The organism is Paralcaligenes ginsengisoli (genome assembly GCF_054781135.1).
This window is the reverse complement of the sequence record NZ_BAAGUZ010000011.1, coordinates 140931-163186: the sequence shown is the minus strand read 5'-3', so window position 1 is coordinate 163186 and position 22256 is coordinate 140931. Positions and strand designations below refer to the sequence as shown.

At 55.7% G+C, this 22256-nt stretch carries 26 protein-coding genes; 19 read left to right on the top strand and 7 right to left on the bottom strand.

Annotated elements, in window-relative coordinates:
* Positions 1 to 66 precede the first annotated feature (66 nt).
* From ACYVIS_RS08105 to ACYVIS_RS08095, 3 genes are all read left to right on the top strand, one after another.
* Positions 67 to 453 carry a carboxymuconolactone decarboxylase family protein gene (locus ACYVIS_RS08105; RefSeq protein WP_232744104.1) on the top strand — a complete coding sequence of 129 codons (387 nt, stop codon included), beginning with the start codon at positions 67 to 69 and terminating at the stop codon, positions 451 to 453.
* A gap of 34 nt (positions 454 to 487) precedes the next feature.
* Positions 488 to 1471 (top strand): Bug family tripartite tricarboxylate transporter substrate binding protein, encoded by a 984-nt coding sequence (locus tag ACYVIS_RS08100; protein ID WP_460873720.1) that lies wholly within the window; start codon positions 488 to 490, stop codon positions 1469 to 1471.
* Between the two features lie 491 nt (positions 1472 to 1962).
* Complete coding sequence (locus ACYVIS_RS08095) at positions 1963 to 2415, top strand: hypothetical protein (RefSeq protein WP_460873719.1); 453 nt, start codon at positions 1963 to 1965, stop codon at positions 2413 to 2415.
* A gap of 34 nt (positions 2416 to 2449) precedes the next feature.
* On the opposite strand, the gene ACYVIS_RS08090 is transcribed toward ACYVIS_RS08095, so the two are convergent.
* Entirely contained in the window at positions 2450 to 3196 is a 747-nt protein-coding gene (locus tag ACYVIS_RS08090; RefSeq protein WP_460873718.1) for an IclR family transcriptional regulator, read from the bottom strand.
* Between the two features lie 143 nt (positions 3197 to 3339).
* On the opposite strand from ACYVIS_RS08090, the gene ACYVIS_RS08085 reads away from it, so the two are divergent.
* The 5 genes from ACYVIS_RS08085 to ACYVIS_RS08065 all read left to right on the top strand — a co-directional run bounded on the left by ACYVIS_RS08085 (position 3340) and on the right by ACYVIS_RS08065 (position 7986).
* Positions 3340 to 4302 carry a Bug family tripartite tricarboxylate transporter substrate binding protein gene (locus ACYVIS_RS08085; RefSeq protein ID WP_460873717.1) on the top strand — a complete coding sequence of 321 codons (963 nt, stop codon included), beginning with the start codon at positions 3340 to 3342 and terminating at the stop codon, positions 4300 to 4302.
* 55 nt (positions 4303 to 4357) lie between these two features.
* Positions 4358 to 5035 carry an RraA family protein gene (locus tag ACYVIS_RS08080; RefSeq protein WP_460873716.1) on the top strand — a complete coding sequence of 226 codons (678 nt, stop codon included), beginning with the start codon at positions 4358 to 4360 and terminating at the stop codon, positions 5033 to 5035.
* A gap of 96 nt (positions 5036 to 5131) precedes the next feature.
* Positions 5132 to 6172, top strand: coding sequence for an amidohydrolase family protein (locus ACYVIS_RS08075; protein WP_232744098.1), 1041 nt, complete (start codon positions 5132 to 5134; stop codon positions 6170 to 6172).
* A gap of 126 nt (positions 6173 to 6298) precedes the next feature.
* Positions 6299 to 6619 carry a helix-turn-helix domain-containing protein gene (locus tag ACYVIS_RS08070; RefSeq protein ID WP_232744097.1) on the top strand — a complete coding sequence of 107 codons (321 nt, stop codon included), beginning with the start codon at positions 6299 to 6301 and terminating at the stop codon, positions 6617 to 6619.
* Positions 6616 to 7986: a type II toxin-antitoxin system HipA family toxin gene (locus ACYVIS_RS08065; protein WP_232744096.1), complete on the top strand. Its 1371-nt coding sequence runs from the start codon at positions 6616 to 6618 to the stop codon at positions 7984 to 7986. The genes ACYVIS_RS08070 and ACYVIS_RS08065 overlap by 4 nt, the downstream gene beginning before the upstream one ends.
* Here ACYVIS_RS08065 and ACYVIS_RS08060 read toward each other — a convergent pair.
* The 3 genes from ACYVIS_RS08060 to ACYVIS_RS08050 form a co-directional block, all read right to left on the bottom strand.
* The gene (locus ACYVIS_RS08060) at positions 7937 to 8506 is read right to left on the bottom strand and encodes a DUF2569 family protein (RefSeq protein ID WP_460873715.1); all 570 of its coding nucleotides are present in this window, start codon (positions 8504 to 8506) and stop codon (positions 7937 to 7939) included. The two genes, ACYVIS_RS08065 and ACYVIS_RS08060, sit on opposite strands and share 50 nt — an antisense overlap.
* A gap of 36 nt (positions 8507 to 8542) precedes the next feature.
* Positions 8543 to 8878, bottom strand: coding sequence for a hypothetical protein (locus ACYVIS_RS08055; protein ID WP_460873714.1), 336 nt, complete (start codon positions 8876 to 8878; stop codon positions 8543 to 8545).
* A 148-nt stretch (positions 8879 to 9026) separates the two neighbouring features.
* Positions 9027 to 9458, bottom strand: coding sequence for a DUF6693 family protein (locus tag ACYVIS_RS08050; RefSeq protein ID WP_460873712.1), 432 nt, complete (start codon positions 9456 to 9458; stop codon positions 9027 to 9029).
* Between the two features lie 112 nt (positions 9459 to 9570).
* On the opposite strand from ACYVIS_RS08050, the gene ACYVIS_RS08045 reads away from it, so the two are divergent.
* Positions 9571 to 9774 (top strand): hypothetical protein, encoded by a 204-nt coding sequence (locus ACYVIS_RS08045; protein ID WP_460873711.1) that lies wholly within the window; start codon positions 9571 to 9573, stop codon positions 9772 to 9774.
* An 82-nt stretch (positions 9775 to 9856) separates the two neighbouring features.
* On the opposite strand, the gene ACYVIS_RS08040 is transcribed toward ACYVIS_RS08045, so the two are convergent.
* Positions 9857 to 10780: a LysR family transcriptional regulator gene (locus ACYVIS_RS08040; protein ID WP_460873710.1), complete on the bottom strand. Its 924-nt coding sequence runs from the start codon at positions 10778 to 10780 to the stop codon at positions 9857 to 9859.
* A gap of 110 nt (positions 10781 to 10890) precedes the next feature.
* Here ACYVIS_RS08040 and ACYVIS_RS08035 point away from each other — a divergent pair, with 110 nt between their 5' ends.
* The 9 genes from ACYVIS_RS08035 (at position 10891) to ACYVIS_RS07995 (ending at position 19755) form a co-directional block, all read left to right on the top strand.
* Positions 10891 to 12408, top strand: a complete 1518-nt coding sequence (locus ACYVIS_RS08035; RefSeq protein ID WP_460873708.1) for a CoA-acylating methylmalonate-semialdehyde dehydrogenase — start codon at positions 10891 to 10893, stop codon at positions 12406 to 12408.
* Positions 12409 to 12656: 248 nt separating this feature from the next.
* Positions 12657 to 13499, top strand: a complete 843-nt coding sequence (locus tag ACYVIS_RS08030; protein WP_460873707.1) for an IclR family transcriptional regulator — start codon at positions 12657 to 12659, stop codon at positions 13497 to 13499.
* Positions 13500 to 13544: 45 nt separating this feature from the next.
* Positions 13545 to 14486, top strand: coding sequence for a dihydrodipicolinate synthase family protein (locus ACYVIS_RS08025; protein WP_370635970.1), 942 nt, complete (start codon positions 13545 to 13547; stop codon positions 14484 to 14486).
* A 77-nt stretch (positions 14487 to 14563) separates the two neighbouring features.
* Complete coding sequence (locus ACYVIS_RS08020) at positions 14564 to 15388, top strand: ABC transporter ATP-binding protein (protein ID WP_232744088.1); 825 nt, start codon at positions 14564 to 14566, stop codon at positions 15386 to 15388.
* Positions 15385 to 16290, top strand: a complete 906-nt coding sequence (locus ACYVIS_RS08015) for an ABC transporter permease (RefSeq protein ID WP_460873706.1) — start codon at positions 15385 to 15387, stop codon at positions 16288 to 16290. The genes ACYVIS_RS08020 and ACYVIS_RS08015 overlap by 4 nt, the downstream gene beginning before the upstream one ends.
* Positions 16291 to 16312: 22 nt before the next feature.
* Positions 16313 to 17386 carry an ABC transporter substrate-binding protein gene (locus ACYVIS_RS08010; protein WP_460873705.1) on the top strand — a complete coding sequence of 358 codons (1074 nt, stop codon included), beginning with the start codon at positions 16313 to 16315 and terminating at the stop codon, positions 17384 to 17386.
* On the top strand, positions 17386 to 18111 hold the full coding sequence (locus ACYVIS_RS08005) for an SDR family NAD(P)-dependent oxidoreductase (protein WP_460873704.1): 726 nt from the start codon (positions 17386 to 17388) through the stop codon (positions 18109 to 18111). Before ACYVIS_RS08010 ends, ACYVIS_RS08005 begins: the two co-directional genes overlap by 1 nt.
* Positions 18112 to 18175: 64 nt before the next feature.
* Positions 18176 to 19339: a mandelate racemase/muconate lactonizing enzyme family protein gene (locus ACYVIS_RS08000; RefSeq protein ID WP_232744084.1), complete on the top strand. Its 1164-nt coding sequence runs from the start codon at positions 18176 to 18178 to the stop codon at positions 19337 to 19339.
* 230 nt (positions 19340 to 19569) lie between these two features.
* Positions 19570 to 19755: a hypothetical protein gene (locus tag ACYVIS_RS07995; protein WP_232744083.1), complete on the top strand. Its 186-nt coding sequence runs from the start codon at positions 19570 to 19572 to the stop codon at positions 19753 to 19755.
* Between the two features lie 15 nt (positions 19756 to 19770).
* Here the strand turns inward: ACYVIS_RS07995 and ACYVIS_RS07990 are convergent, their stop codons facing one another.
* Entirely contained in the window at positions 19771 to 20265 is a 495-nt protein-coding gene (locus ACYVIS_RS07990) for an aminoacyl-tRNA deacylase (protein ID WP_460873703.1), read from the bottom strand.
* 27 nt (positions 20266 to 20292) lie between these two features.
* Positions 20293 to 21204 (bottom strand): site-specific tyrosine recombinase XerD, encoded by a 912-nt coding sequence (gene xerD / locus ACYVIS_RS07985; RefSeq protein WP_460873730.1) that lies wholly within the window; start codon positions 21202 to 21204, stop codon positions 20293 to 20295.
* Positions 21205 to 21475: 271 nt separating this feature from the next.
* Between xerD and modA the strand changes: the two genes are divergently transcribed.
* Positions 21476 to 22204, top strand: a complete 729-nt coding sequence (gene modA, locus ACYVIS_RS07980) for a molybdate ABC transporter substrate-binding protein (RefSeq protein ID WP_460873729.1) — start codon at positions 21476 to 21478, stop codon at positions 22202 to 22204.
* Positions 22205 to 22256: the final 52 nt, after the last annotated feature.

Sequence of the window (22256 nt, the reverse complement as noted above, 5' to 3'; positions counted from 1 at the left end):
GTTCCAAACTCCATCCAAGCTGGCCGGTGCTATTGAAATAATCCATGCTGAAAAAAGGAAGCCCACATGAAAACGCAAAGAACCTCTGATTCAACCCCGCTATCCGATGACCATATGGCGCGCGGCGATTGGAATCCGCTATGGGACCAGTTACGCGCGCTTGATCCGGAATTCATGGAGGCCTATCTGGCCCTGCGCAGCGTGCCGATTCGCAACGGTCCGCTGCCAGCCAAGTTCAAAGAGTTGATCCTGGTTGCCATCAATGCGGCAACCACTCACCTGTATGCCCCGGGTGTACGCCGACATATGCGCAATGCATTGAAACTTGGCGCTACGCCGGAGGAAGTGCTGGAAGTGATCCAGTTAACCACTTTGCTGGGCGTCCATTCTTGTAATCTGGCCATTCCAATCCTGATGGAAGAAGTAGCCAGCAATTCAAAAGAAAATAGATAAAACATAGCGCTATATAGTAGCCAGGAGACATATCATGACTGTCCGCCGTACTTTGCTGAAATCAGCCGTATTCTTTTTTGCCTTCCCTGCTCTGGCGCTTGCGGGGAACCCGGAGCCGAGCTATCCGTCGCGGTCCGTCACCATCATCGTGCCTTTCGCGCCGGGGCAATCCGGCGATATTCTTGCCCGCGTGCTTGGCGAATGGCTGGGCAAACTGTGGGGCAAGCCTGTGCTGGTCGAGAACAAGGGCGGCGTGGGCGGCTCAATCGGCAGCATAGCCGCAGCGCATGCCGCAGCCGATGGCTATACCTTATTGATGGGCTCCACAGGCCCGACCGTGATCTCGCCGCAGCTGTTGAAAAGCGCCCACTACGATTCACGCAAGGACTTCACGCCTATCATCGCCGTAGCGGGTGTACCGCAGATGATGCTGGTTGCCGCCAAGTCGAAATACAAAACCATGCAGGATGTGATTGATGATGCAAAGAAAAATCCCGGCAAGCTCAGCTACGGCTCAGGAGGCAACGGCTCGCTGGCACAATTGACCATGGAAATTTTCAAGCATCGCGCCGGGGTTGATATTACCCATATTCCATACAAAGGTGCGGCCCCGGCTTATACCGATCTGCTCGCCGGGCGCCTTCAAGTTATGTTCGATACCACTCCAGCCGCGATCGGCTTTGTCAAATCTGGGCAACTGCGATTTTTGGCCGCATCGACGTCGAAGCGGACACCTGCGGCTCCGGATGTTCCAACAGTCAGCGAAGCCGGCCTGCCCGGTTTCAATGTGCTCGGATGGCTAGGAATTCTGGCGCCCGCCGGTTTAAAGCCGGAACTACAGCAGCGGCTGAATCATGATTTCCAGAAGGCGCTGGATGATCCGGGGGTCAGGCAGAGGCTGCACACTCTGGGGATGACACCGATAGGAGGCAGCGCGAACGAGTTCAAGAAGTTTATCGATGATGAATATGAGAAGTTTGGCAGTGCGATCAAGGCTGCGAACATACGACTCGAGTAATGTGGCAATTGGGTGAGCGTTTATCGGCTCGATCAGTTCAGGGGCTGCCGAAAAACTCGCCCGGCGTCGCGGCTAAGTGCTCGCGAAAAGATGCCATGCCATTTACGGATGAGGGCATGCGCACGACGTGCAGATCGTGGAATATTACTGAGGGAGTTGATGATGGTTCGTGAAATTGCTTCAGTGACCCCGGGGAGCTGTTGCAAGAAGAGTTTTTGACTCCGATGGGCATCAGTCAGTACCAACTGGCCAAAGAGATTGGCGTGTCGGCGCGGCGCATGACACAGAGATCGCCAAGGACGCGCTGGCCGATGTGCTGGCCAAGATTCGACCGCTGGAGCATGCCTAAGCAAAGAAAGACCCGCCGGAGCGGGTGTCGGTTTGATTATGGTTGCAATTGGCTATAAGCATAATTGAGTTAATCGAAGAACGTTTAGACGGCCGCACATTGCCTCGAGTAAACTAGCGCTTCTGCTTTCCGAGGAGCTCGCATGAAAAAGACAGGATGGTTCGAGGCGCAAGAGAAACCTTGCCATGTGGGCTTTTATGAAGCCAAATATCCGGATGGGCGCGTCAAGCGCATCCGGTTTTCCAAAAATAAATGGGCGAGTAGCGGATTCACGCATTGGCGCGGCCGAACAGTGATATTGGCTGATGAAAAAAGAGATGAACTTCGGGCGCGATTGAGCCCAGCCCCGGACTCGGTACGATCCAAAAAGGTTGCCAGCGCTGCTAAACGGCTGGCCCGCCATTACGTAGGAATTGAAAGCAAGGGTATTGATGTTGTCTTTTTCTATCAAATAGCCCTGGCGCGAGGCGCAAAATTATTGCTTGCGGACAAAAAGGCGCTTAAGCGAGCGGTGGAAAAGCTTACAAGTAATGACAGAATGAACGTAGAGAAAAAATTAAGCGGGCTAGGTATAAGTTCGTTGAAAGCATCTTAAAACCAATTCATAGTTCGCCGTCTGCCGGCTTGGCCTACGGATGCCAGGTTGCCCGTGCCTTGATAAGCCGCTGTGCCGCCCCATCACTTTCATAGCTCAGCGCGGCCGACAGTGCTTGGGCTGCACGCTTAAGCTGTGGCGCAAAGCCGGCAAGCTTGGTCTCGACGCCGGCTTCCGCCGGCGCGCCTATGCATAGTGCCCCGATTATCCGCCACCGACTCCCAAAAACGGGTACTCCAATACTTGCGGAGGTCACTTTCGCCTCGCCGACGGTGACGTGATAGCCACGAGCCCGGATCTCGTCATAAAGCTTTCCCTGCTGTCCCGCCGCGGCGAGTATCACTTTTCCCGCCGCGCCCCGATCCAGCGGCATTGATTCACCCACTGTCGCACGATTATGTTGAGCGTCCGGATACTGAACCTTGACCAATCGAATGCGCCGGCCGCCGTCTCGCACGAAGAAGGAAGTGTCCTCTCCAATTGAGTCGGAAAGCCTGCGCAGCGCAGGCTCGATGTTTTCTCGAATGTCGAATGCTATTTGATAGCGGGCGCCAAGCGATGCCGTGGCTGGACCCAGCCGCCACTGTGCGTTGTCGTTCTGGACGGCATAGCCGCTGGACTCCAGGGTTTTGAGCAGCCGTAGCGTTGTTGATTTCGCAAGCCTGACCCGCCGTGCAATTTCGCTTAGCCCGAGATGAGGTTCTTCCATCGTGAAAATATCGAGGATGGCCAGAGCGCGTGTTGCGGCAGTAACCAGGGTTGATTCAGGGTTTGCACTCATTTCCAGATACCTATCGGTCCATCAGACGGAACGATATTGTAATGCCTTGGCCTCGGCCCTAAGCTTCGTTTTCAGAGCAAGGGTCGGAAGGATTGCTTGCTTTAAAGAGCCTGGCATCAAGGTTTAATTATCAAGGAGACAATATGAATCGACGTTTTGTACGACTGGCGCTTGCCGCCGTTGGGCTTTGGGGGGCCCTTATTGGTACCGCGGCTGCCAAATATCCGGACAAACCCCTGCGTATGATTGTTCCCTATGCCGCGGGCGGCGGAGTGGACAATATAACGCGAGTCGTGGCCAAAGGACTGGGCACTCGACTTGATCAGTCTATTGTCGTGGATAATCGCCCCGGTGCAAGTGCGAATATCGGCGCCAATATGGTTGCCAAGGCCTCTGCGGATGGCTACACCTTGCTGATCGGCGCCACGTTTCTTGCGTTCAACCGGGCTACGACGACAAACTTGCCCTATGACGCGGCCAAGGATCTCATCCCAGTGGCGCGTTTGGGCAAAGCGCCTTTTGTGCTCGTAGTTCCTGCTGTCTTGCCGATCAAGACGGTGGCGGAACTCGTGGCATATATGAAAGCGAATCCGAACAAAGCCTCGTATGGCGCTGTGGGCGCCGGTTCTCCGACGAACTTGATTTTCCCGAAGAATACGAACACCCAGCCCATTCAGATTCTTTACAAGGGAGGTGCTGCCGCCATGCCTGACCTGATCGCGGGCCGGCTTACTTTCATGATTCAAACCGCGAGCGAGGTGTTGCCGCTTATCCGCAGCGGGAAGCTGCGCGCCTTGGCTGTTACTGGTTTGACGCGCTTCAATCAACTTCCCGACGTTCCGACCATGAAGGAGGCGGGTGTTCCCGATCTGGAGAGCACGGGCTGGTGGGGTGTGTTTGCTCCCGCGAAGACGCCCGCGGCTATCGTTAAACGGCTTTCAGACGAGGTTCAACTCGTCATGAAGCAGCCAGATGTGATTGCCGCCCTGTACAAGATGGGCATTGAATCCGCGCCTATGCCGAGCTCTGAATTCCGGCCATTTTTTGATCAGGAATTAAAGAGTTACGCCGATGTCGCACGCCAGTTCAACCTGACGGTCAATTAGCGGCATTCATTCTCCGGGGCTCTCAGGAACCCCAGTCCTTTATTAAGGAATTCTCATGCAGGCAGGTTTTCAGGTTCTTAAGCGTCGTAGCGCTGTTGGTAGCGAGTGGGCAGACAAATTTTCCGCGATTCCTGTGGCTAATATTAGCGATTCGATGTCACGCTTGAATTCCGGTGGTGCTGCGCTGCGCCCGCTCCATGCCGGTGGAGTGCTGTGCGGGCCGGCATTGACGGTAAAGAGCTGCCCCGGCGACAACCTGATGACACACATGGCGTTGAACCTGGCTGTGGCAGGTGATGTGATTGTCGTGGATGCGGGCGGCGACCTGAGCAACGCGATCATTGGAGAGCGGATGCTTGCATACTGCATCGCCAAGAAGTTTGCAGGCATTGTCATCAATGGCGCAGTACGTGACTTCGGCTGGATTCGCCGCCAGAGTTTCCCTGTGTATGCTTGCGGCATTACCCATCAAGGCCCCTACAAGAATGGGCCGGGTGAAATCAACACCCCGGTTTCGATCGGTGGAATGGTGGTCGTCCCTGGAGATCTGATGGTGGGCGACGACGACGGGCTGATCTGCATCCCACAGGCGAATGTGGCGGATGTCTACGCCAAGTCAGCCGCCAAGTTCGAACACGAGAGTCGAACTTTCGCCGCCATCGGGCAAGGGGATAACAATGCCGATGGCTATCGTGCCCAGCTCATGAAACTCGGGTGCTATTTTGAGGAGTAGGGCTCTGGTGGAGCAAGCGCGTCAGGCGCTCTGAAAATGCGCGACTGCGTACAAACTACATGGCATCCAGCCACCCGTTTCAGGACATAGATAAACATGATCATAGATTGCCACGGCCACTACACTACCGCCCCTGCGGCGCTGAAAGACTACCGGGCCCGCCAGACTGCCGCATTTGATGTGGGCCAAGTACTTGCGCCCGATTTTACGATCAGCGACGATGAAATCCGAGAATCCCTGGAAAAAAACCAGTTGCGCATTCAGCGCGAGCGCGGCGTGGATGTCACGCTGTTCTCTCCTATTGCCGGCGCCATGGCACACCATGTCGGGGACGCGGCGACCAGCCAGCACTGGACGCGCGCCTGCAATGACCTGATTCACCGGGCGGTGGAACTGTATCCCGACCAGCTCGTGGGGGTATGCCAATTGCCTCAATCGCCGGGCGTCGGCCCGGCAAACTGCATTGAGGAACTGGTACGTTGCGTGGAGGAGCTGGGTTTTGTTGGCTGCAACCTGAATCCCGATCCAACCGATGGGTATTGGACTGATCCGCCCCTGACTCAACGACATTGGTATCCGCTGTTCGAGAAGCTGGTGGAACTCGACGTACCCGCAATGATTCACGTAAGCTGCTCATGCAATCCCAATTTCCATCACACGGGAGCACACTATCTGAACGGCGATACCACGGCATTCATGCAGTTTCTACTGTCGGATATTTTCAAGGATTTTCCGACATTGCGATTCATAATCCCTCATGGCGGCGGCGCGGTACCCTATCACTGGGGGCGCTATCGTGGCCTGGCGCAGCAACTCAATCGACCGCTCCTGGAAGAGATGATGAGTAATGTGTTCTTTGACACCTGCGTGTATCATCGGCCCGGCATCGAGCTGCTGCTTGATGTGGTGCCGGCCGACAATGTGCTGTTTGCCTCCGAGATCATTGGTGCAGTTAAGGGTATAGACCCGCGCACGGGATATCACTATGACGATACCAAACGGTATATCGATGCGGTGACTTGGCTGGCACCGGAACATCGCTCCAAGGTCCTGGGTGGGAATGCATTGCGGGTCTATCCGCGCCTGGCGCAACGTTTGCGCGCGCGCGGACTTTTAAGCGCCCCGTCGCAAAGCTAATTCTTTAATCAATATTTGCCTATTAAAATAGGTAATTTGCTAAATATCCTACTTTAATAGTATTTCCTATTGATTTTAAGCGCCTGCTAATGTAGGATATTTAATAATTATCCTATTTTATCAGACATGACCACGCTTCTTCAGCTTTCCATCTGGCTTCGCCAACAGTTGTCGCGCTATGGCGGCACGCAAGAGTCTTTGCGTCTCGATGCAGGCATCTCGCGTCAGACGCTGACTAATGTACTGAGCGGCGCCGTTGATTACAAGGTGACGACGCTGCTTGCCGTTGCCGACCGGCTTGGCCTCGATGTGGTGCTGGTGCCCAAGGGCGCCGCCGCGGGCCTTCAACTCACCCCGCCCGATGCCTCGCCGCTTGTGAAGACCGGTGTTCAGGCTGCTCTTGAAAAGCTTCGCGCCGGTGCGGGCCACCAGGAGAATGGGTCGTGAATGTCAAAGCCTTGGAAATCCGTATTGGCGCCCTGCGGGTAGGCGTGCTTTTTCAGTATGCGCAGGAAGGGGCTCCAGTGGTCAATAGGTTTGTGGCAGATCCGGTGTTTATCGAGACTCGCGAACCGCCGCTGGTGTCATTAGCGTATCTGGCGGCAACCCCCCAGGAACAGCCGCTCCTTTGGCGCGATTATCGCAGCGCGCGATTCAACGGACAGCTCTCGAAAGATGGGCGCTCCTGGCTTTTGCCGGCATTTTTTCAGAATCTGCTGCCCGAAGGCGTGTTTCGCGACCAGATTGCGAAACTTCGTCATTGTGAAAAAGATGATCACTTCGAACTGCTGGCGGCCTGCGGCAAGGATTTGCCCGGCAATGTCTACGCCTTGCCTACGCAAATGAGCCGCGAGGAACTGGGGCACTATGTCACGCAAGACGCCGATGCGCTGGAGATGACCGTGACGGCCGACCCTCTGGAAGAAGGTGTATCGCTTTCCGGGGTGCAGCCCAAGCTGGGGGTCATCAAGGACGGCGACCGGTATGTGGGGCGCACCAAAGACCAGGACACTCACATTATCGCCAAACTGCCGGTGGTGGCTTATCCTTTGCTGCCCGAGGTTGAAGACCTCTCCCTGCGATTGGCCGCGGCAGCCGGTGTTCGTGTGTGCGACGCGTACCTGGAACCGCTGGGCCGGCTGGCCGCTCAACATCATTACGATCTGGGCGAGCCCGACAAAAAAACGAATTTTCTGGCAGTCGTGCGTTATGACCGCCAGCCGGGTGCGCGAACGCATTGCGAGGACTTCGCCCAAATACTGGGGGTCATGCCGGAGGACAAGTATTCGCTCGATTACTCCTATCTGGATATCGGCGCCACGTTTCTCGCCTATCCGAGTCTGGGCGAGGCGGCGGTGCACGAGCTGTTGCGCCGCATAGTGGTCAACGAGATGCTGGGCAATCCGGATATGCATCTGAAAAACGTGGGGCTATGGTACCCGGACGGGAAAACCCCTGAATTACCCCCGGCCTACGACATAGTGGCGCACATCGTGTACACCCCGCTTCAGGGGCATGGCCTGCGTATACTGCCGGCAGACTACGCCGCTCAGCTGCCAAAAAAGGATCAGGCCGCCACCCCCCCACGCAAGCTGGCCATGTCGCCAGCCGTGTTGCGCAAATTTTGCGACGCACTGGGGATTGCGGAAAAGCCCGCCGCAACGGCGGTGGCCAATTGCGTCAAACAAGCGTACGAGACATGGCCCGCGCTGATCGACGCTTCTTTATTGACGTTAATGCAGAAAGAAAAATTGGCTTCTCATTTCAGAGCGCACCCTCTTGTGGCCGGGTTGTTTCGCCGTAGGTATTCTTGACCCGTCTGGATACCAGCAAATAGCAAGTCCAGGTGGCTGCGAAGAGGGTGGTGGCGGCCAACGATGAGTAGTCTTGTTCCAGCAAATACTCGCCAAAATACGAATTCGCCATGGCCAGCTCCGCACTGGCGGATACAGGGCCCGCAATCCACAGCGCGGCAATAACTGCCTTTATGGTGCTTGCAGTTTCGCGCCTGACGAGCAGGAATACACAGGCGAGCAGCAATAATGTTTCAAACCAGGCCATGCTCATGGCGTAGCGCATGTATTCGTGATATTTGGGATTGCCCAGCGCGGAGGGGACAAGCGTCTCTATTTGACCTTTGACACGATAGAATTCGCCGAGCTCTTGCGCGCCCCAAAAGATCAAAAAAACAGACAATACGATCAACCATCCGCCATAGCCGGCAATGGCCGCTCTTTGGCCAGGATTCTTTTTATCGGCCGATCTGGCGTTCAGGACACCCAGGCCGGCGACGGCGATAAAAACAACAAAATGCCAAATATTCCACGTTCCCATTTCATCCTCTTTCACTATGAAACCAAGTAATTTGCCCTAAGGCTTATTTTGTATCGACGGATTGCCAGTATTTGAATGGGCTCCTGCCGCAGGCGATTCGCCGTACGAGTCGCCGGATTGGCCATGTTGGTACGTTGGCGAATTGCCGTATTTGTCGCGCTGGCCGTTGGGCTTGTCGGTAGGCGTGCGGTCGTGCCTGTCTTGCAGAGAGTCATAGTTGGGCAGGCGGATCGGGCCGGGATTGCTATCCATTGGCGGCTGCCCGTAGCCGCCATGGTTATCGGAGTAGTTTGGAAGCCGGAGTTGCCCTATTGCAGGGACGGTCATGGCCAGGGTCGCCAGGGCAAGCAGCAATTGAGCGATAGTTTTCATTTTTTCGTTTCTTTTTATGGCAAGGGCCGTAACGTTGGTACTTTATTACGAATTATGTGCATGTGTTTGTAATGCTGTCTGGAAAAAGTATCAAGCTATTTGATAGCCTTGGGCATGCCGGCAGGCAAATTCTTTTCCGGTACATGGTTTACAAGGAGTTCACCGCCACGATTTTGGTGTGCGTCATGCAGTGTGCGTTGATTTTGTATAAAAAAACGAAATAGCCTATGCCCAGGGTAACGATACTGATCAGGATCCAGAGCAGGATGTTGCCTATGATGCTGGTCAGGTCGATAGTGCAGACCAGGCGGCCGATTTTTTTCCCGGCTCCGTCGTAGGCGTATGTTTTTCCGATGATGAACTTCTGCATATAGTAGGGAAAAACGAACAGGGCGATGCCGAACGTTACAAGGGTCAAAACAATCCATATGATCAGATGCCCGATGACGTCCATGAAGCCCAATTCCGACTTCAGTTGCAGATTCTGGAATCCATGGGCTACCGGGGATTTTGGTGCGTCATGCGGCTGTGCGCTTGGCGCCTTGGGTGCCGCCGCGTCGAAGTGCTGTTGGTAGGACATGGGTGAAGCCTCTTGAAGAAAAGTTTATGCATAGTGAGATGCCCGTGCGTGGGTGTGCTCTCTGGGCCGGGATGTGTTACGGTGGTCGGCAGGTCATCAACAGGAGGCCGCCATGAAGCAGCTCATGCTATACCGGCAGATCAATCAGCGCCGTATGAGTGCATTTTATCTTTCACCGCAACACGGCAGTGAAGCGAAGCCGTTCTCGCAGGACCAGCTTGTTCTCGACACGCATGTCCCCACCGAAGACCGCCCTCGATCATTGCGGGAAATGTTCGCGGATATTGAATACGACAATGAGGATGACGGCCTTTAAGCCATTGATGTGGCCAAGAGCCACACCATATATTGCTTTGAGGAACCTTGACAAGGTGGTGCATGATGGTTGTGGCCTGTTGCTACATCTTGGCAAATGCTGTTTTCAAATAGTCGACAAACACGCGTACTGCTCGCGGCACATAGGCGCTGTAGGGGCGTATGGCGTAAATGGCATCGCCAAATACGCCTACTGGCTTCCAGTCGGGCAATAAATGAGTCAGGCGCCGCGCGGCCAGGTCTTGCAGCGCGCTGAAGTCGGGCAGCAGTGCGATGCCCTGGCCGGCCAATACGATTTCACGCAGTGCTTCGCTGTTGTTGGCGCAAAAATTGCCGCGTATTGCCACGCTGCGTCGCTCTTTTTTGCGTTGGCCCGACTCGAAAAGCCATGTTGGCGATGTCGCCGCACGTAGATAATACAGGCAGTTATGGCTGCTCAGGTCTTCCGGTTTTTTGGGTGTACCTTGTTTTTTCAGGTAAGCCGGGGTTGCCACCAACAGGGTTCTTGAAGGCCGCAATAGCCATGCCACGTGGGTTTCAGGCACATTGGTGGTGTGGCGTATGGCTAAGTCGAAACCTTCTTGCGTCAGCGAGCTCAGGTGATCGGACAGTTCGATTTCCAGGCGTATGTCCGGGTAATCTTGCAGGAATGCATTGATCAGGGGAATGATTTTCTGCCTTCCCAATGCTACAGGCGCGGTAATACGCACGACACCGCTAGGCACGTCGGCCAGGTCTTTGATGCTGGCGAAGCCTTGTTCGATGGCGTCGAAACTGTGCCGTGTGTTCTTCACCAGCGCTTCGCCGGGTTCGGTGAGCCGCACGCTGCGCGTGGTGCGGCGTACCAGCGCAACGCCGGCAAATTGCTCCAGTTCCGCAATGCGCAGGCTGACCGCAGCTTTGCTGACGCCGAGGCGTTTTGCCGTGGCGGTATAGCTGCCGGTGGTTGACAGCATGGTCAGCCAGTAAATGTGCGACCACATCAGTTCGTTTTTATGTTCTTTCATATATGTATTGTCTATTATTTTAAACAATGAATCCAGTAATCTGGCCTTGTTTGGGTGTAATGATCTGCCTATACTTGGCTCATCACTACCCCTACATCCATGGAAAACCTGTGAGCACTCCCCAAGCCTATACCGATCGAAATGATGTCGTGAATTTTATAAATGGCGCTGCCGTTGCCGGCACCAGCCAGCGCAAGCAGGACGTATTCAACCCGTCCACAGGCGCGGTGGCCCGCCAGCTTGTGTTGTCCTCGACAGACGATGTCGCCGCCGCGGTGGCAGCCGCCAAGGCCGCGTCACAGGGCTGGGCGAATACGCCTCCGGTCCGCCGCGCGCGCATCATGAATAAATTCCTCAACTTGATGAATGAGCACACCGATGCGTTGGCCGCCATGATTACGGCCGAGCACGGCAAGGTATTCACCGATGCGCAGGGCGAAGTGGCTCGAGGCATCGACATTATCGAGTTTGCCTGCGGCATTCCGCAGTTGTTGAAAGGAGACTACACCGAACAAGTCTCCAACGGCATCGATAACTGGACCATGCGCCAGCCTTTGGGCGTGGTCGCCGGCATTACGCCTTTCAATTTTCCATGCATGGTGCCTTGCTGGATGTTTCCGGTTGCCATTGCAGCGGGCAACACTTTTGTTCTGAAGCCCAGCGAGCGCGATCCAAGCGCTTCCCTTTATATGGCCAGGCTGCTGAAAGAAGCCGGTCTGCCCGATGGTGTCTTTAACGTCGTGCAGGGCGATAAGGCCGCGGTGGATGCCTTGCTGGAACATCCCGATGTTGCGGCAATCAGCTTCGTGGGTTCGACGCCGATCGCCCATTACATTCATGAACGCGGCGCGCATTTCGGCAAGCGCGTGCAGGCACTGGGCGGTGCCAAGAACCATATGGTCGTCATGCCCGATGCCGATATCCCGCGTACGGTAGATGCTCTTGTTGGTGCGGCTTACGGGTCGGCCGGTGAACGCTGCATGGCGATTTCCGTTGCGGTTATGGTGGGCGATGTGGGAAAGAAAATCATGCCTTTGCTCGAAGAGCGCGCCAAAACATTGAAGATAAAAGACGGCATGAACCTCGACGCTGAAATGGGCCCGGTGGTTACCCGGCAAGCCAAGGAGCGCATCGAGGGCTATATCGAAGCCGGCGTGAAGCAAGGCGCCAGGCTGGTGGTCGATGGCCGGGGCCATAAAGTAAACGGTCACGAAAACGGTTTCTATGTGGGCGGCACATTGTTCGATGACGTAACGCCCGACATGACGATTTATAAAGAAGAGATCTTCGGGCCTGTCCTGGCGTGCGTGCACGTGCACGATTTTGGCGAAGCGGTCGATCTCATCAATAAACATGAATTCGGCAACGGGGTTTCATGCTTTACCAGCGACGGTCATATTGCCCGCGAGTTTGCGCGCCGTATTCAGGTTGGCATGGTGGGCATCAACGTGCCTATTCCGGTTCCCATGTCATGGCACGGTTTTGGCGGCTGGAAGCGCAGTCTGTTTGGCGACACGCATGCCTTTGGCGAAGAGGGCGTCCGCTTTTATACCAAGCAGAAGTCGGTCATGCAGCGCTGGCCCGAAAATATCGACAAAGGCAACGAGTTCGTGATGCCGACGGTATAGCATCGGATCCGGGTTGTTCTGCGGTATGGGGCTTCGGCCCCATTTTTGTTTGGGCCGGGCACAAATGAAAGTAAATGTAATTTAATTTGCCGTAAACCGAGACTTTCCTTAGGATTCTATAAATATTTTAAAAATAAAAGTTCGCAATACGAATATTTAGGAGTTCATGGAGATGAAAATAACGATCCGCCTCTTGGTTTCTTCAGTAATAAAATAAAAATTCGTAATCCGAATAAAAGGAAACCGCTGTGAAATCGACCAAACCCGGGGCGCTTAAGGCTGACGACGATCGTTCCTCGTCGAAGAATACGGTTATGTCGCTCGCCAAAGGCTTCAAGATTCTTGAGGCCTTCACCGCCGCTCAACCTGATCTGACCATGGCCGAGGTAGCCAGGCGGGCAGGTATCGATAACGCCACGGCATTCCGTTTTTTAAATACGCTGGTCAATCTGGGTTATGTAGAAAAGGTTGCCGATACCCGCTTGTTCCGCTTGTCATTCAAGGTGTTGGACCTGGGTTTCAATGCTATTGCGCATTCCGACTTGCGCACCAATGCCCGTCCGATCCTGAGGAGCCTGGTTGGCGAGGTGCGCGAGGTTGCCTCCATAGGCGTGCTTGAGGGCTCCGAGGTGCTTTATGCGGAGCGCGTCCAGGCGGGGCTTACCCGGCTGGGTGTCGATATACGGATAGGTAGCCGGGTTCCCGTTTATTCCTCGGCGATAGGTCATGCCATTCTGGCGTGGTGCCCAAGGGAATTTCAAATTCAAGTCCTTGAAGGGGCGCCAAGAAAACAGCTTACGACAACCACATTGGTTGACCTGGGCGAATTGATACGGCGCCTCGAAGAAGTCAGGAAGCAGGGCTATGCCGTGTCCAATCAGGAAACCGTGTCTGGCCTGTATGTCGTGGCGGCGCCGATTCTGGATATCGATGGCGTGCCCCTGGCCGCATTGAGCGTGGCGACACCTGCCTTTAACACGACCCTGAGCCAATTCAAGAGCGACGCAATCGGCCCGGTGACGGATGCGGCGAAAAAATTATCGAAAGCATTGCAAACCAATGGCGGTTTTACCTTGTCGAGTCACGCATAAGCGCAAGACAAAGCCGGCCGAATCAGGATTTAAAAAGGAGACATCGTGTCAAACGTAAATTTTCACGGAATTATTCCGGCCATTGCGGTTCCATTCAACGACGATTTCAGCATTGACGAGCCCGAGCTGCGTCGTTTTGCGCGCTGGCTCGCCCAGCAAAAAGGCGTCACGGCGCTGATGACCAATGGCCACACGGGCGAGGTGTTTTCCTTGACTGCCCGCGAACGGGCGCAAGTAACCCGGATTACGGCCGATGCGGTCAAAGATATATGTCCCGTCGTTTCTTCTATCGTCTGCGAAGGAATCAGCGAGGCCAAGGAACATGTGGCGATGGCGAAAGAGGCAGGCGCGCAGGCCCTGGATGTCATGCCGCCTCATCACTGGTTGCGCTTCGGCTTCAAACCCGAACATTGCATCGACTATTTCACGGCGATCGGCGAGGCCAGCGGGCTTCCGCTGGTTGCCCATATCTACCCGGCCTGGACTCGCGCCTCCTTCCCCAGCGCGTTGTTGGCGGAATTGGCAAAGCTTCCGTATGTTCACGCGTTCAAGATTGGAACGCGCGAAATGAATAAGTATGCCCGCGATTTGAAGGCAATCAGGGAAGCCGATGCTTCCAAGGCACTTTTGACATGCCATGACGAATATCTTCTGGCTTCGATGGTTCAGGGTATAGACGGTGCTCTGGTCGGCTTTGCGTCGTTGGTGCCAGGCCTTATCTATGAGTTATTGCAGGCGGTGAAAAAAGGCGATCTTACTGAAGCGATGAAAGTGCAGGCGCTGATCGATCCCTTGAAAGATGCCGTGTACGGTGCGGGAGAACCTACCGGCGAGGCGCATGGCCGCATGAAATCGGCCATGGCGCGAGCCGGGATCATACGCAGCGACACGGTCAGACCGCCTACCCATTCTCCGTCTGTGGCCGAAATGAAGGCCATCGATGCCGCACTGTTGAACGCGGGGCTGTTAAAGAAAAATGCCGCGTGATTTTCAGCTCTGGTATGGCTGATCGGGCTGGCTGATGGAAAGTCCGAGTATGCCGATTGATAAGATTGGAGACATAAATGGCTGTTCTAATGGAGGCGCCCCAGCAAAGCGCAACAGCGGATCGATCCGCGGCTGACCCGATTATCGAGATCAGGAATTTAAGCAAAACATACTATACGCAGTCGGGCGATGTAAAAGCCTTGAACAACATTTCCCTGAATATTGCCAGCGGCGAATTCGTCACGATTGTCGGTCCTTCGGGTTGCGGGAAAAGTACATTGCTGCGCATGCTGGCGGGGCTTGAGGATTGCGAGGAGGGGGTTCTCGCCCTGGACGGAAAACAAATCAAGGGCTCGTCGCATGATGTCGGCGTTGTGTTCCAGGCGGCCAATCTGCTGCCCTGGTTCACGGTGCGGCAGAATGTGCTGCTGCCTACGCGGGTTGGGAAGCGGGGCAGCGAGGGCTATACCGACGTCGATGAGCTATTGGAAATGACAGGCCTGGCCGATTTCGGCAATAAATATCCCTATGAGTTGTCGGGCGGGATGCAGCAGCGCGCGGGTATTTGCCGGGCTCTTGTGCGCAATCCCCGGATATTGTTGATGGACGAGCCTTTCGGTGCCCTGGATGCATTGACACGCGAGCGCATGAACCTCGAGCTCCAGCGTATTTGGCGGGCAAGCAATAAAACGGTCATCCTGATTACCCACAGCATTTCAGAGGCAGTGTTTCTTGGCGATCGGGTCATTGTGATGTCGTCGCGGCCAGGCACCATACTGCAAGATTTGAAAGTCGATATCGACCGCCCAAGGGCCTTCGACACCATCCTCAACTACCCGAGCTATGCGGAATTATCGCGCGAAATTCGCGGGCTCCTGAATGCCGAAGGAGGTATCGAATGAATACGGCTCTATCTCAATCCGGCGCCCATTCAGCGTCTCCGGTTCTGTCCATGACTCAAGGCCGCGATATGGCTCCAGCTTCAAGCAAAAATACGGCTGTCGGTGTGCAGAAACGTCGTAAACAGAAAGGCATAAACGGTCCGCTCATAACGACTATTGGCCTGATCGTGATAATAATTATTTGGGATCTGAGTGTGCGTTTTTTGCATGTTCCCAAATATATTCTCCCTTCTCCCGAGTCGGTCGCCTATGCCTTGTGGTCGGGCCTGGCTGTGTCGGTTACCAACCCGGTGGGCTTCTACGTACCCTTGTGGAGTACCTTTTCGAACGCGGCCATAGGGTTCTTTTTCGGAACGGCGGCGGGCTTGGTTCTGGGTTCGTTGATGGCTGAAAGCCGCACCGTTGAAAAACTGGTGATGCCATACGCCTTTGCCCTGCAGAGCTTGCCGAAAGTAGCCATTGCGCCGCTTGTGGTGATTTGGCTTGGGTTCGGCGACGGTTCGAAAATCGCCATTGCCGCGCTGCTGGCTTTCTTCCCTATCCTGATCAACAGCTTTACCGGTTTGCGTTCAACAGAACCGGAGCGGATCGACCTGATGAAATCCCTGTCCGCATCGGCCTTTGAAACATACCGGTTGGTGAAACTGCCCAATGCCGCGCCCTATATTTTTGCGGGACTGGACATGGCTGTGGTGTATGCCTTGCTGGGCACTATCGTGGCCGAATTCCTGGGCGCTCAACAAGGGATGGGTGTTGTCATTACACAGGCCCAGGCCGTGACCGATGTGGCCGGTGTTTTTGCCGCACTGATCATTCTGGGAGCGATGGGCATTGGATTGCATGCCCTGGTGCATGGAGCGGAAAAACGCATTGTCCACTGGACAGAACGCAACAAAAACTAAAGTGTATTTAAAGGAGAGAGACATGAAAATTTCACGTAGAGAGTTTGTGATGGCGTCGGGGGCATTTGCCGCCAGTTTGGCGGTAAGCCCGAAAATAGCGCTGGCCGCGGCAGATTTACCGAAATTGAAGTTGGGTGTGGGTTTGAAAGCCATGAGTCCGATCGTGATTAATCTGGTCATAGGCGAAGTGCTTGGCTATAACAAGGCCGAAGGCTTTTCGGTTGTCGCTCAGGTATTGGGATCGAATGCGAACGTCCAGGTCGCGGTCGATCGCGGCGAAGTTGATTTCGGCGTTGGCGTGCCTTCGTTCGGCCTGCCGGTATTGGCGCAAGGAGAATGGAAAAAATCCATCAACTTTTATGAATACACCTATCCGTATAAATGGGATATCGCGGTCCTGCCGAAATCCACCATCAACAGCTACGAAGATCTGAAAGGCAAGCGAATAGGTGTGTCTGGGTTCGGCGCTACCGATTATCCCGTCACCAAGAACGTTCTGCAGTCGCTTGGCTTCGACCCCGACAAAGACTTCAAATGGGTTGCCGTGGGCGGCGGCGTGCCCGCGGGTGTCGCCCTGGAGCGCGGCCAAATCGATGCACTGGCCTACTATGACGTGGGATTCGGCCTGATCGAAGCCGCGGGCCTGCCGTTCAGGCTGGTGCCGCGTCCACCCAAGCTGCCGCTGATCGGCGGACAATTCCTGGAAACTCAGGTGGATCGGCTGCGAAAGAACAAGGCCCAGGTCATTGGTTTGGGCCGTGCTGTTTGCAAGTCTTCGAATTTCATTCTTGCCAATCCCAAGGCAGGAGCTCTGGCATTTCTGCGCATGTACCCGGAGGCTGCGCCGCGGGGAAGCTCACAGGAGAAGGCGGTCGATTCGATTTATCACGCCATTGACCGGCGGATAAAACTGTATTCTCCGCCTTATCCCGGCGCAAAAATGGGCAGTATCAATGTCAAAGAACTGCAGACCGAAGCGGCAATGAATCACTGGAATATTTCCGACTATGGTCCCTTCTATACGAACGATCTGATTGATGAGATCAACAACTTCGATCTTGAAAAAATCCGTCGCCAGGCCAAGGAATACAGCTAGTGAGCGCAGCAGAAGGAGGGCGCGAAAATGACGAATCCTCCAGAACCAGGCATGCCATTGTCACCGGAGCCAGTTCGGGAATAGGCGCGGCCATAGCCCAGTGTCTGCTTGCGCACGGCTGGCGGGTTACCGGGCTTGACCGTCAGGAAACTCCTGGCGGGCCTAAGCCCGATGGCTATGAATTTGAACGCATCGACCTTTCCGACACCGGCGCTATCGCCGCCTTGTTCTCCGGATATCGGGCGGTCGATGCATTAGTCCATGCCGCCGGCTTTATGCGTGTCAATCCGGTCGGTGCGTTGAACATGCAAGATGGCGAAGCCATGTGGCGTGTTCACGTCCTGGCTGCCGAAGCCATGATCAACGCAATGGCTCCAGGTATGCCCGATGGAGGAAGAATCCTATTGGTAGGAAGCAGGACCGCGATGGGAGCGGCGGGCCGCAGCCAGTATGCGGCGACCAAGGCGGCCTTGCTTGGACTGACCCGGTCCTGTGCCCTGGAGTTGGCTTCCCGAGGCATTACGGTTAATGTAATCGCTCCGGGAGCCACTGAAACACCTATGCTGCACGACCCCGCTCGCCAAGGGACCCCCCCAAGGCTGCCGCCGATCGGGCGATTCATCCAGCCGCGCGAGATAGCGGAGTTGGCGGCTTATTTATTGGGCCCGTTCGGCGCAGCGATTACGGGTCAACAAATTACCATTTGTGGAGGAAGCTCTCTTTGAGCGGCCGGTGGGCCGATTATTGAATCATCAGTATTCCCCTGAGCAATTCAAAGAGATGGACGATATGAAAATACTTGAAATTCGTGAAGTCACCAAGCCGATCGCTTCACCGATCCGCAATGCCTATATTGATTTTTCAAAAATGACGAGCAGTCTTGTCGCCGTTATTACCGATGTGGTCAGGGACGGCAGGCGGGTTGTAGGCTACGGGTTCAATTCAAACGGCCGCTACGGGCAGGGCGGCCTGATTCGCGAGCGCTTCATGCAGCGGATAGCCGATGCCGATCCAGTGTCTTTACTGAACGATGAGCACGATAATCTGGACCCCGACCGGATATGGTCGACCTTAATGACCAACGAGAAGCCGGGTGGGCATGGTGAGCGGTCCGTGGCGGTGGGAACCATCGATATGGCGGTTTGGGATGCCGTGGCAAAAATCGCGGGCAAGCCTCTGTTTCGCTTATTGGCGGAGCGCCACAAGCATGAGGCCAACCCGAAGGTGTTCGTGTATGCGGCAGGCGGCTATTATTATCCGGGCAAGGATCTGTCGGCGCTGCGGTCAGAGATGCGCAGCTATCTGGACCGCGGCTACAACGTCGTCAAGATGAAAATTGGCGGAGCTTCCGTATCCGACGATGCGAAGCGAATAGAGGCCGTATTGGCCGAGATCGGCGGCCAGGCGCAACTGGCTGTGGATGCCAACGGACGCTTCGATCTGGATACCGCGATCGACTACGCCAAGATGCTCAGAGCCTATCCCTTGTTTTGGTACGAAGAAGCGGGGGATCCTCTCGATTACCGTCTGCAGGCCGTGCTGGCCGACTATTATCCCAATCCGATGGCGACAGGCGAAAATCTCTTCAGTCATCAGGACGCCCGCAATCTGCTGAGGTATGGCGGGATGAGGCCGGACCGGGATTGGCTGCAGTTCGATTGCGCGCTGTCGTACGGCCTTTGCGAGTACCTGCGTACGCTGGAAGAGCTGAAAATCGCAGGATGGTCTTTCGACCGATGCATTCCGCACGGTGGGCACCAGATGTCCCTGAATATTGCTGCGGGCCTGGGTTTGGGCGGCAATGAAAGTTACCCGGATCTGTTCCAGCCTTATGGCGGCTTTCCCGATGGTGTCGCGGTCGAGAACGGCCATATCGTCATGCCCGAGCTGCCAGGCATAGGGTTTGAAGGAAAGCAGGCGCTATACCAGGAGATGCGCAATCTGGCGCAATGACGCGTATCAAGGCGTGTCGTGTCTTGCACGGGGCCGATGGCCCCATTTTTCTTTCCGCGGGCGCCTGTAACGCAGCGAAATAACTACTTTCCACAAGACTCTCTCAGTCTCCATCCAAAGGCTTATGATGCTCACGTCACGCACTTGAGCATCGTATTCAGGTGTCCCGCACAGGCGCGTGGCGGCTCCCGGAAGCTCACGTCCTGGGAGAAAATGTTGGAGTTCATCTCATGAAAAAAGCAGTGGTGTCCGCAGCCTTGTTTTCCTTGTTTTTGGGCGGCTGTGTTGCCTATGTGCCGGCGCACAGAAGAGTCGTCGTCGAACATCCCCGCGTCGTGGAAGTTCGCCCCGCGCCGCCTCCAGTCATTGTGGTGCAGCCTCGGCGCAGATACTATTACGGCGGCCCGTCTTATTAGGAAAGTCGATGCTGCTCAGCCTTTGGGCAGATTGACCTGTACCGGTTTGGCTTGCAGCAGGCGGGCCAGGGTGTCCGAGGGCAGGCTGATGATATAGCCGCGGCGCCCGCCGTTCAGATAGATCGTCGGATAATCGAGCAGGCTGGCTTCCACCCAGACCGGCATTTTCTTGCGCGTGGCAAAGGGCGAAGTGCCGCCTACCTGGTAGCCCGAATGCTTTTGCGCAACATCGGGTGCGCAGGGGCCGACTTTTTTGACACCGATCTGGCGCGCCAGGTTTTTGGTCGACACCTCGCAATCGCCATGCATGAGAACAACCAGGGGATGGCCGTGTTCATCTTCCATGATCAGGGTCTTGGCCATGGCGTGCGGGTCGATGCCCAACTGTCTGGCTGCTTCCGGCGCTCCGCCGTGATCGATATATTCATAAGAGTGCTCGGCGAAGGCAACGCCATTTTTTTTCAGGAATTGCGTGGCCGGGGTTTCCGAGACGTGTTTGGCTTTGGACATGGCGTGTGATGGCGGGAATAAAAAGGGTCAGGCGCGCGGGTGGTGCTTGGCATGCAAAGCCTTGAGCCGCTCGCGCGCGACGTGAGTATAAATCTGGGTGGTCGAGATATCGGCATGCCCCAGCAGCATTTGAACGACGCGCAGATCGGCGCCATGATTGAGCAGGTGGGTGGCAAAGGCGTGCCTTAAAACATGGGGCGACAGCGGAGTGTGTATATCGGCCAGCAAGGCGTATTTCTTGACAATCAGCCAGAACGACTGGCGTGTCATGGCAGCGGCCCTGGCGGTGACGAACAAGGCGTTGCAGCTGCGGCGCCCAAGCAGCGCGGGGCGCGACTGCTGCAGATATAGATCGATCCAGTGCGAGGCCTCGGCGCCCAATGGGACCAGGCGGTCCTTGCCGCCTTTGCCCATGATGACTCTTACCACGCCTTCGTTAAGACTGACGTCGAGCAGACTCAAGTTGACGAGTTCGGACACTCGCAGGCCGGTGGCGTACAGCGTTTCGAGCATGGCCCGGTCGCGTCGTCCGAGGTCGCTGCGTTCGTCGGGCGCGTCCAGTAATTGCTCAACCTGGTTTTCCGATAGGGTTTTGGGAAAGCGCGCAGCCTGTTTGGCGGCATGCAGGGTCAGGCAAGGGTTGCCGTCGGCTCGTCCCTGGCGCAGGGCCCAGATGTAATAGCGCTTCAAGGCCGCCAGGCGTCGATTGGCCGTGCTGGCCTTGGATGTGGCATGGCGTGCCGCAAACCAATCCTGGATATCGGCTGCCTGGGCCTGATCGAGGTTTTTTTTTGTCTTGCCGTCGAGCCACTGGGCAAAGGCGGTGAGATCCCGGCGGTAGGCAGCCAATGTGTTCTCGGCCAAACCGTCTTCGAGCCAGACGGCGTCCAGGAACGTGTCTATCGAAGCGGGCGCGGAAAAAGTCAAGATGCTGGCCAAAAAGGTGGGTTCATGCATGAACAGGGTGTCTGGCTTTTATTCTATACGACACGCATCAGGGCTTGTGAAGAGGGATGCGGATTGGGATGCTGACAGAGCGATTCCGTCCATCAGGGTTTGACTATCGTTATATACCTATATATATTTCGATACGGTGCCGCTGGAAGCTGCGGTGATCGGCCATGTTGGGCCAGCGCCGTCCCGGTCGGCCGCTTGCCAGCCGAAATTGAAAAAGGAGAGCGCAGTGAAAAAATGGTTGCCCGCAGCGGCTATGGCCTTGAGTGCCCTGCTTTGCATGCCGGCCGCGTCGGCCGATGAACTGGTGATATCGGCAGCGGCGAGCTTGACCAATGCATTCAAGGCCGTGGCCCAGAAATTCGAAAGCCAGAATCCCGGCGTGCATGTGCTGCTGAGTTTCGGCGCGTCGGACGTAGTCTTGCAGCAGATCATCAACGGGGCTCCGGCCGACATATTTGCCTCCGCGGATCAGAAATCCATGGACAAGGCGGTTGCCGCCAAAGTCGTCGATCCGGCTTCACGGCGCGATTTTGCACGTAATGAAGTGGTCTTGATTGTGCCGGCCGATAGCGCGCTGGGCTTGCATTCGGCCAAGGATTTGACCAAGGCCGGCGTCAAGCGCGTGACATATGGCAATCCTGCTTCGGTTCCGGTGGGGCGTTATACCCAGGCGGCGCTGAAGAGGGTGGAATTGTGGGAACCTTTGCAAGGCAAGGCGGTGCTGGCGCAAAACGTGCGCCAGGCACTGGATTATGTAGCGCGCGATGAGGTGGACGCGGGCTTTGTGTTTGCCACCGATGCGGCCATAATGCCCGACAAGGTCAAGGTGCTTCAGTCCCTGGCCACGCCCGAGCCGGTACTGTATCCGATTGCCCTGACTGTGCGCGAACATCGCAGCTCCCATGCGCAGGCGTTCCTCAAGTTCGTACTGTCTCCCGAAGGCCAGGCGATTTTGGCGCGCTACGGATTCAGGCAGCCGTGACGCCATGGCAGCGCGCGCTGGGCATCGGCCCGGCGCCGAATCGGAAATAGAA